Annotated in this window: 6 protein-coding genes; all 6 read right to left on the reverse strand. The window is 64.2% G+C overall.

What is annotated here, in order from left to right; genetic code table 11:
* Positions 1-91: 91 nt before the first annotated feature.
* Positions 92-1,048, reverse strand: coding sequence for a glutathione synthase (gene gshB, locus ISS20_RS21475; protein WP_291439385.1), 957 nt, complete (start codon positions 1,046-1,048; stop codon positions 92-94).
* 51 nt (positions 1,049-1,099) lie between these two features.
* Positions 1,100-2,287: a benzoate/H(+) symporter BenE family transporter gene (locus ISS20_RS21480; protein WP_291439387.1), complete on the reverse strand. Its 1,188-nt coding sequence runs from the start codon at positions 2,285-2,287 to the stop codon at positions 1,100-1,102.
* Positions 2,288-2,456: 169 nt separating this feature from the next.
* The gene (locus ISS20_RS21485) at positions 2,457-4,325 is read right to left on the reverse strand and encodes a potassium transporter Kup (RefSeq protein ID WP_291439389.1); all 1,869 of its coding nucleotides are present in this window, start codon (positions 4,323-4,325) and stop codon (positions 2,457-2,459) included.
* 258 nt (positions 4,326-4,583) lie between these two features.
* Positions 4,584-5,879 (reverse strand): glutamate--cysteine ligase, encoded by a 1,296-nt coding sequence (gene gshA / locus ISS20_RS21490; protein ID WP_015016114.1) that lies wholly within the window; start codon positions 5,877-5,879, stop codon positions 4,584-4,586.
* 106 nt (positions 5,880-5,985) lie between these two features.
* A complete protein-coding gene (locus ISS20_RS21495; RefSeq protein ID WP_291439391.1) occupies positions 5,986-7,452 on the reverse strand; it encodes a potassium transporter TrkG in 1,467 nt (488 codons plus the stop codon).
* Between the two features lie 27 nt (positions 7,453-7,479).
* Positions 7,480-8,943: a Trk system potassium transporter TrkA gene (gene trkA, locus ISS20_RS21500; protein WP_291439393.1), complete on the reverse strand. Its 1,464-nt coding sequence runs from the start codon at positions 8,941-8,943 to the stop codon at positions 7,480-7,482.
* Positions 8,944-8,967: the final 24 nt, after the last annotated feature.

The raw sequence follows: 8,967 nt of genomic DNA on the forward strand, positions 1-8,967 counted from the left end.
TTCGCAGCAAGGTCTCAGTAGCGAAGCCCTCGACTATAGCACGGTTTGAAGCGACCACAGGGAAAACCCCAGACTTTATCCTCACCACCGCTCAACCACCCAATCCAGCAACAGCCGCCTCCAAAGCATCAAGGAACAGATAGGCCACGTCGCACCCGGTCTGATCAAAGATCTCCTGGAAGCAGGTCGGGCTGGTGACATTGATCTCTGTGACGCAGTCGCCGATCACATCCACCCCGGCGAGCAGTAAGCCGCGCGACTGCAGCACCGGGCCGAGCGCTTCTCCAATTTCACGGTCCCGCGCAGACAGCGGGCGAGCCACGCCCTTGCCGCCAGCGGCCAGATTGCCCCGCACTTCACTACCCTGGGGAATACGCGCCAGACAGAACGGTACAGGCTTGCCTCCAATGATGAGGACTCGCTTGTCCCCCTCAATAATCTCAGGCAAAAACTTCTGCACCATCACGCTCTGCGCGCCGTGGCGATTGAGGGTTTCGGTGATGCTGCCCAGGTTGAGGCCATCCGGCCCGACGCGGAAGATACCCATGCCACCCATGCCATCCAGAGGCTTGAGGATGATGTCCTGGTGCTCCGCGTGGAAACGGCGAATGTCTTCGGCGTCCCGGGTGACCAGCGTCGGCCCGATGAACTGCGGAAACTCCATGATGGCCAGCTTTTCCGGATGGTCCCGCAACGCGCTGGGTTTGTTGAACACCCGGGCACCGTCGCGTTCCGCCTGCTCCAGCAGGTGGGTGGCGTAAAAGTACTCGCTGTCGAAGGGCGGGTCTTTGCGCATGAGCACCGCGTCAAATTCGGCCAATGCGGCGCTGCGCTGCGGTTGCGCCTCGTACCAATGGGTGGCATCCCCCGTGAGGCGGATGTCCTGCACCCGGGCGGTGACCTTGCTGCCGCGCTGCCAGGTGATGTGCTGCGGTTCGCACACCGTGAGGGTGTGCCCGCGCCCCTGCGCCTCGCGCATCATGGCAAAGGTGGTGTCCTTGTAGATCTTGAAGCTTTGCAGCGGGTCGGCGATGAAGAGCAGTTTCATGGTGTCAGATCAAAGAGAGGGAAAGCCTGTGGCCCAGACAGCCGGGACGCCTTACGCGCCACGGGCCCGCGAACGCCCGTACTGTTGCACAAATAGCGCAATGCTGCCGGCCACCACGCCCCAGAAGGCCGACCCGATCCCTGCGACCACCACCCCACTGAGGGTGACAAGGAAGGTGACGAGCGCCGCCTCCCGGTGCGACTCATCCCGCAGCGCTGCCGCCAGACCGTTGCCAATGGTGCCCAGGAGGGCCAAGCCCGCAATGGCCACCACCAGCTCTTTGGGAAACGCGGTCAGCAATCCGGTGATGACGGCACCAAACAGGCCAATCGCCACGTAGATGGCGCCACACGCCACAGCGGCCGTGTACCGCCGACTGCGATCGGCGTGCGCCTCTGGGCCCATGCACATCGCGGCGGTGATAGCGCTGAAGTTGAGCGCAAATGCGCCAAAAGGCGCCAGCACCAGGGTTGCCAGACCCGTGAGCGTGATGAGCCGTGAGATGGGCAGGTCGTAGCCCGACGCACGGATCACCGCCACACCGGGCAGGTTCTGCGACGCCATGGTGACAACAAACAAAGGAATCGCCAGACTGACAGCCGCCGCCACACTGAACTGGGGTGGGGTGAACACCGGCATGGCCAATTCCAGCTGCACAGCCGACCAGGCCATGTGCCCCTGAGTAGCCACAAACCCCACCGCCACTGCGAGGGTGATGACCACCGCATACCGGGGGCCCAGACGGCGGCTCACCAGATACACCATCAACATCAGCAGCACCAACGGCAGCGCGGTCTGGGCTGCCGCAAACGCCTGCAGGCCAAAGCGGGCCAGCACACCGGCCAACAGGGCTGCGGCGATTTCCATGGGGATGCGGTTCATCACACGCTCGAACCAGCCGGTGACGCCCGCCAGGGTAATGAGCAATGCGCTGAGCATGAAGGCGCCGATGGCCTCACCCATGCTGAAACCGCCCGCCAGCCCCGCCGTGGCCAGCACGGCGGCACCCGGTGTAGACCAGGCCACCATGACAGGCTGGCGCAAGATCAATGAAGGCACCAGCGAACATAGCCCCATGCCCAGCCCCAGCGCCCACATCCAGGAAGTGATCTGTGCCGGCGTCGCGCCAAACGCCTGGGCGGCCTGGAACACGATGGCCACCGAACTGGTGAAGCCCACCAGCACGGCCACGAAGCCCGCCACCGCCGTCGAAAGGCTCAGGTCTTTGAAAAATTGCATGGGCGGGATTCTGTCACCGCGCGCCCCCGGCACCTGGGGTGACCTCCAAACCACCCCAATCACTACACTATTGATAGCAACTCAGGCAATTGGCACTAGCGCTACCAGGCCAAAACAGCCCAAAGCCGGGCGCACACGCCTACGGGGTGCCCGGCGAGCCCGCGAGCGGTCAGATCTCGATCTTGGAGCCCAGTTCGACCACGGCGTTGTTGGGCAGGTGCAGGAAGTCGGCCGCGCCGCTGGCGTTGTGGTGCATCTGCGCAAACAGCTTTTCGCGCCAGGGCGCCATGCCGCTGCCGATAGTGGGGATGACAGTGTCCCGCGACAGGAAATAGCTCGTGGTCATGGGCTCCAGCTCACAGCCGCGCCCCCGCAGCAGTTCCAGCGCGCGGGGCAGGTCCGGGTCGTTCTTGAAGCCGTAGTGCACCACCACCTGCCAGCAGTCGTGCCCCAGCGATTCCACCTGCAGCCGCTTGTCCAGGCCAATCCAGGGCGTCTCGTGGTTGTGCACGGTGACGAACAGGTTTTGCTGGTGCAGCACCTTGTTGTGCTTGAGGTTGTGCAACAAGGCATTGGGCACAGCGCCGGTTTCGGCCGTCAGGAAGACCGCCGTGCCGTCCACCCGCATTGGCGGGCTGATGAAGATCGACTCCAGAAAGTCCTTGAGGTCGATGGCATCGGCGCGCAGCTTGTCATTGAGCAGGCGGCGCCCTTCCTTCCAGGTCATCATCAGCGAGAACACGATGCCGCCGATCATCAGCGGGAACCAGCCGCCCTGGAACAGCTTGAGCAGGTTGGAGGCGAAGAACGCCAGGTCCACCACAAAGAAGCACCCTGTGGCCGCAACACACAGCGCCAGCGGATACCGCCAGCCATAGCGGATCACGAAGAAAGTCAGCGTGGTGGTGATCAGCATGTCCAGGGTCACCGCAATGCCGTAGGCAGCCGCGAGGTTGCTCGACGAGCGGAACATCACCACCGCCAGCACGATGGCCACGAACAGCCCCCAGTTGACCAGTGGCATGTAGATCTGCCCCGTGTCGCGCACGCTGGTGTGCTGGATGTTCAAGCGCGGCAGGTAGCCCAGCTGGATGACCTGCTTGGTCACGCTGAACGCGCCGGTGATCAAAGCCTGCGAAGCAATCACTGTGGCCATCGTGGCCAGGATGACCAGGGGCACCAGCGCCCAGTCGGGTGCCATCAGATAAAACGGGTTCTTGACGGCCTCGGGCTCGGCCAGCAGCAGCGCACCTTGGCCAAAATAATTGAGGGTGAGTGCCGGCATCGCCACGCCAAACCAGGCCATGCGGATCGGGCGCTTGCCGAAGTGGCCCAGGTCGGCATACAGCGCCTCGGCACCCGTCACGCACAGCACCACCGCGCCCAGAATGATGAAACTGGTGCCCGGGTTGGCCCACATGAAGCCCAGCGCATGGTGCGGGCTCAGTGCCCACAGGATCTCGGGGTGGCCCACGATGTGCGATACGCCCAGCAGCGCGATGGTGGCAAACCACACCAGCGTGATGGGGCCAAAAAACTTGCCGATTCCGCCGGTGCCGCGCTTTTGCACGGCAAACAGGCAAAACAGCACCACCAGCGTGATCGGAATCACATAGTGCTTGAAGTGATCCGACACGACCTCCAACCCCTCCACCGCCGACAGCACCGAGATGGCCGGGGTGATGACGCCATCGCCATAAAACAGCGAAGTGCCAAAAATACCTACGCCCAGCAACACGCTACGCAGCTTGGGTTTGTCTTTGACGGCCTGGGAGGCCAGGGCCAGCATGGCGATGAGGCCGCCTTCGCCGTGGTTGTCGGCGCGCAGCACCAGCACCACGTACTTCAGGGATACGATGACCGTGAGGGTCCAGAAAAAGATGGAGAGGATGCCGTAGATGTTTGCGGGCGTGAACGGCACATGGCCGGACCCGAAAACCTCCTTGACGGCATACAGCACGCTGGTGCCGATATCGCCATACACAACACCGATGGCGCCCAGCGTGAGCGCTGCGAGCGATGACTTGGAGCTTTGCACTGACCACCCCCGCGCACTGGGCCAGACGGGGTTCCGTTACTTTTGGGAACGCTATTGTGCGCCTGAGCCAGATCAAGCGCCTGGAGGCGAAACCCCATGTTGCAACGCAGCAACTTGCACTTGGCAAGCGGGCGCTGGCGTGGCATGACGGGCTACAGCGATCACCCGATGGCCCACTGCGGGGCCAAATCTGGAGGCCGAAGGCCTAGAAACCGACCACTTCCAAGACGCCAAGCGTCTCGGAGGCGCTGGGTTCTCTTAGTCGTACACCTCGGCGTCGGGGTTGGTCGCCTCCAGCTCATAGCTGGCCGCCAGCATCGCCAGCCGGGCCACCACGCCGTACATGTAGAAGCGGTTGGGGGCGCTCACGCCAGGGCGCACGCCGGGCTGGGGCATGTGGGTGCTGTGCTCGAAGGCCAGGGGGACAAAACTCGCGCCGGGCGCATTGAGGTTTTCATCCACGCCGCGCTCGGCGTGCATGCGGTAGAAGCCACCCACGACGTAGCGGTCCATCATGTAGACCACCGGCTCGGCCACGGCGTCGTTCACGCGCTCCTGCGTCAGCACCCCTTCCTGGATGATGACTTCGCTCACGGGCTGGCCGTCCTTGATCACGGCCATCTTGTTGCGCGTCTTGCGGTTGACGGCGTCCAACTCCTTGGCGTCGCGCACAGTCATGATGCCCATGCCGTAGGTGCCGTTGTTGGCCTTGACGATCACGAAGGGCTTTTCGTTGATGCCGTATTCCTTGTACTTGCGGCGCACCTTGGTCAGCAGCGCATCCACGCTGGTCTGCAGCTGGTCCATGCCCGTGCCCTCGGCAAAGTCCACCTCGCCACACTGGCTGTACATGGGGTTGACCAGCCAGGGGTCGATGCCCAGCATCTTGCCAAAGCGCTTGGCCACCTCTTCATAGTTCTTGAAGTGGGTGCTCTTCTTGCGCACGCTCCAGCCGGCATGCAGCGGGGGCAGAAGGTACTGCTCGTGGATGTCTTCCAGAATGCCGGGGGCGCCCGCCGTGAGGTCGTTGTTGAGCAGGATCGTGCAGGGGTCGAAGTCCTTGAGGCCCAGGCGGCGCTTGGTGCGCACTACAGGCTCCAAGGTCACGGTGTCGCCATTGGGCAGCTCGATCAGCGTGGACTTCTTGATCTCGGGGCTGATGGAGCCCACGCGCACGTTGAGGCCCGCCATGTTGAAGATACGCTGCAGCTGTACCACGTTGGACAAGTAGAACGTGTTGCGCGTGTGGTTCTCCGGGATGATCAGCAGGTTGCGCGCCTCGGGGCAGATCTTCTCGATGGCGGCCATGGCAGCCTGCACGGCCAGCGGCAGCATCTCCTTGGTCAGGTTGTTCCAGCCGCCAGGAAACAGGTTGGTATCGACCGGGGCCAGCTTGAAGCCCGCATTGCGGATGTCTACCGACGTATAGAACGGCGGGGTGTGCTCCATCCACTCCAGCCGGAACCAGCGTTCGATGGCAGGCATCGAGTCGAGAATGCGCTGTTCGAGTTCGTTGATCGGCCCGGTGAGGGCCGTGATGAGATGCGGAACCATGGAAAGCCCTCGGGAAGCGATTGCAGTGAATTGTAGGATGTGGGGCCACGCCGGGTTTTCGCAAGTCACCTCCTGTGCGGCAACGGCGATGCCGACTATCTGCCGACTATCGGCGCCAGAACGCCGGGGTGAGCAAGGCCATGAAGCTCAGTATCTCCAGCCGCCCCAGCAGCATGGCCAGCGTACACACCCAGATCTGAAAATCGGTCAGCACCGCGTAGTTGGACGCCGGCCCCACGCTGCCCAGTCCGGGGCCCGCGCAGTTGACGCTGGCCAAGACCACCGAAAACGCCGTCACCGGGTCCAAGTCCGTCAGCAGCATGACCATGCTCAGCCCAAAGACCGTGCCGCCATAGACCAGCATGAAGGCCAGCACCGAAAAGATCACGCGGTTGTCCACCACGGCGCCGCCCAGCTGCACCGGCTGCACGGCGCGCGGGTGCACCAGGCGGTTCATCTCGCGGCGCGCCTGCTTGACCAGAATGAGCATGCGCACCATCTTGATTCCCCCACCCGTCGAGCCAGCACTCGTTGCCACGCCCGACAGCAGCAGCATGAACACGGGCGCAAACACCGGCCAGGCGAGGTAGTCCACGGTGGCAAAGCCGGTGGTGGTGGCCAGCGACACCAGGTTGAACATGCCATGGCGCAGCGCCTCGAGCGGCGCATAGACGCCCTTGGCCCACAGCAGCAGCGCCACCAGCAGCCCGCCGCCAACGAGCGTAAAAAGGGTGGCCCGCAGCTCCGGGTCGCGCCAGAAGCCGCCCCACTGGCCTTTGCGAATGGCCACGAAGTACAACGCAAAATTGCAGCTGGCCACCAGCATGAAGAAGATGCAGATCGCCTCCAGCAGCGGCGACTGGAAGTAGCCAAAGCTCAGGTCATGCGACGACAGCCCGCCCAGGCTCACGGTGGCGAACATGTGCATCAGCGCATCAAGCGGCGCCATGCCAGCGGCCCAGTAGGCCAGGCCACACAGTGTGGAGAACAGCGCATACACCCCCCACAGGCCCTTGGCGGTGCCGGTCATACGCGGCGTGAGCTTGGTGTCCTTCAGCGGTCCCGCCGCCTCGGCCTTGAACAGCTGGCTGCCGCCCACGCCCAGCAGCGGCAGCACGGCCACCGCCAGGATCAGGATGCCCATGCCGCCCATCCACTGCAAGAAGGTGCGCCACACATTGACCGACACCGGCAGGGCATCCAGGCCCGCGAGCACGGTGGAGCCCGTGGTGGTGAGCCCCGACACGGCTTCGAAGTAGGCGTGGGTGAACGACAGCGGCTTACCCGTGTAGTGCCCCGCCAGCATCAACGGGAGCGCGGCCGACAGGGGCAGCAGCATCCACACCAGCGAGACCAGCATCACGCCGTGGCGCGGTTGCAGTTCTTGCCGGAACAGCCGCAACCGCCACCACAGCCACGCACCTGCCAGCATCGTGGCACCCATGGCCAGCGGGTACACAAACCAGACGCCGTCGCGCGTCCACAGCGACACTGCCAGCGGCAGGCCCATGGACAGCGAGAAGATCATCACGAGAATGCCCAGCACACGCAGAACGGGAAACATGTCCGTCATGGGGGTCTCGCGCAGCTCGATGCCAAGTCAGAAAAAGGTCGCGCTCACGCGGAAGAGCTTTTCCACGTCGCGCACCAGCCGCTTGTTGGGCAGGAAGAACACCACGTGGTCATTGCTCTCGATCACAGTCGCGCTGCGCGGAATGATGACCTCAGGCTCGCGCAGATCGGTACCCGACGAACCCGTGGCGTTCGATACATCCGGCAAACCGCGCACGATCAGGCCAATGTGCACATCACGCGGCAGCTGCAGATCGCTGACCTGACGGCCGACCACGCGCGAGCTTTTGCGATCGCCACGCGCCACGATCTCCAGCGCCTCGGCCACACCCCGGCGCAGGCTGTGCACGGCCTGTACGTCGCCCTGGCGCACATAGGCCAGCAGCTCACCCAGCATGGCCTGCGCGGGCGACAGCGCGATGTCGATCTGCGTGCCGTGCATCAGGTCGGCATAGCTGCGCCGGTTGATGAGGGCCAGCACCCGGCTGGCGCCCATGCGCTTGGCCAGCAGGCAGGACATGATGTTGTCCTCGTCATCGTCGGTGAGCGCCAGGAACAGGTCCACCTCTTCGATGCCTTCATCGCCCAGCAGGTCCTCGTCGGTGGTGTCGCCTTGCAGCACCAGCACATCGGACGGAAGCGCCGAGGCCAGCTCCACGCAGCGGTCGGCGTGGTCCTCGATGATCTTGATGTGAAAACGCCCACCCGCCTGGCTGAGCTGCCGAGCCAGTCGCAGGCCCACGCGGCCGCCGCCCGCAATCATGATGCGGCGCACAGGCTGGGGCTGCTGGGATGCGGGGCGGTGCAATGCGGCCAGCACGTTAGCGATGTGCTCGTGCGCGGCCAGCACGAACACCTCGTCACCTGGGTCGATCCGCGTGCTGCCATCGCAGGCGATGAACCGGTCGGGCTCGTCCGGAAACCGCCGGTAGATCGCCACCATGCGCATGGCCAGCTCCGGCGCACTCTCGCGCAGCGCACCGATGGTGTGCCCCACCATGGGCGCCCCCACGCGGGCCCGCACCGACACCAGGCAAGCGCGGCCCCCGGCAAATTCGCGCACCTGCATGGCCTCGGGATACTCGATGAGCTTGCCGATGTAGCGGGTCAGCGACTCTTCAGGACAAATGATGCGGTCCACCGCAAACCCCTCGGGGCCCACCAGCCGTTCATGGGCCTCAAAGCTTGTGGACCGCACCCGCGCAATGCGCCTGGGGATGTTGAACATGAGCTGCGCGATCTTGCAGCACACCAGGTTGGTCTCATCCTGCGCGGCGCAGGCGATCAGCAGGTCGGTGTCTTCGGCGCCCGCCTCGGCCAGCACGGCGGGCTCGATGCCGTTGCCCACCACGCCCCGCAGGTCAAACCGCGACTCCAGGTCGCGCAGGCGCGCGGCATCGGTGTCGATGACGGTGATGTCGTTGCGCTCGGACACCAGGCTGTCTGCCACGCTCTGGCCAACGCGGCCGGCGCCGAGGATGATGATTTTCATGTGAAATATGCCGCAAGCGCTAGT

Origin of the sequence: Acidovorax sp. (assembly GCF_016783915.1) — a bacterium.
Classification (GTDB): Bacteria; Pseudomonadota; Gammaproteobacteria; order Burkholderiales; family Burkholderiaceae_C; genus Acidovorax.

Excerpts from the sequence above, each read along its gene's own strand:
- gshB (WP_291439385.1), bottom strand. The coding sequence starts at position 1,048 with ATGAAACTGCTCTTCATCGCCGACCCGCTGCAAAGCTTCAAGATCTAC.
- ISS20_RS21480 (WP_291439387.1), bottom strand. The coding sequence starts at position 2,287 with ATGCAATTTTTCAAAGACCTGAGCCTTTCGACGGCGGTGGCGGGCTTC.
- gshA (WP_015016114.1), bottom strand. The coding sequence starts at position 5,879 with ATGGTTCCGCATCTCATCACGGCCCTCACCGGGCCGATCAACGAACTC.
- ISS20_RS21495 (WP_291439391.1), bottom strand. The coding sequence starts at position 7,452 with ATGACGGACATGTTTCCCGTTCTGCGTGTGCTGGGCATTCTCGTGATG.
- trkA (WP_291439393.1), bottom strand. The coding sequence starts at position 8,943 with ATGAAAATCATCATCCTCGGCGCCGGCCGCGTTGGCCAGAGCGTGGCA.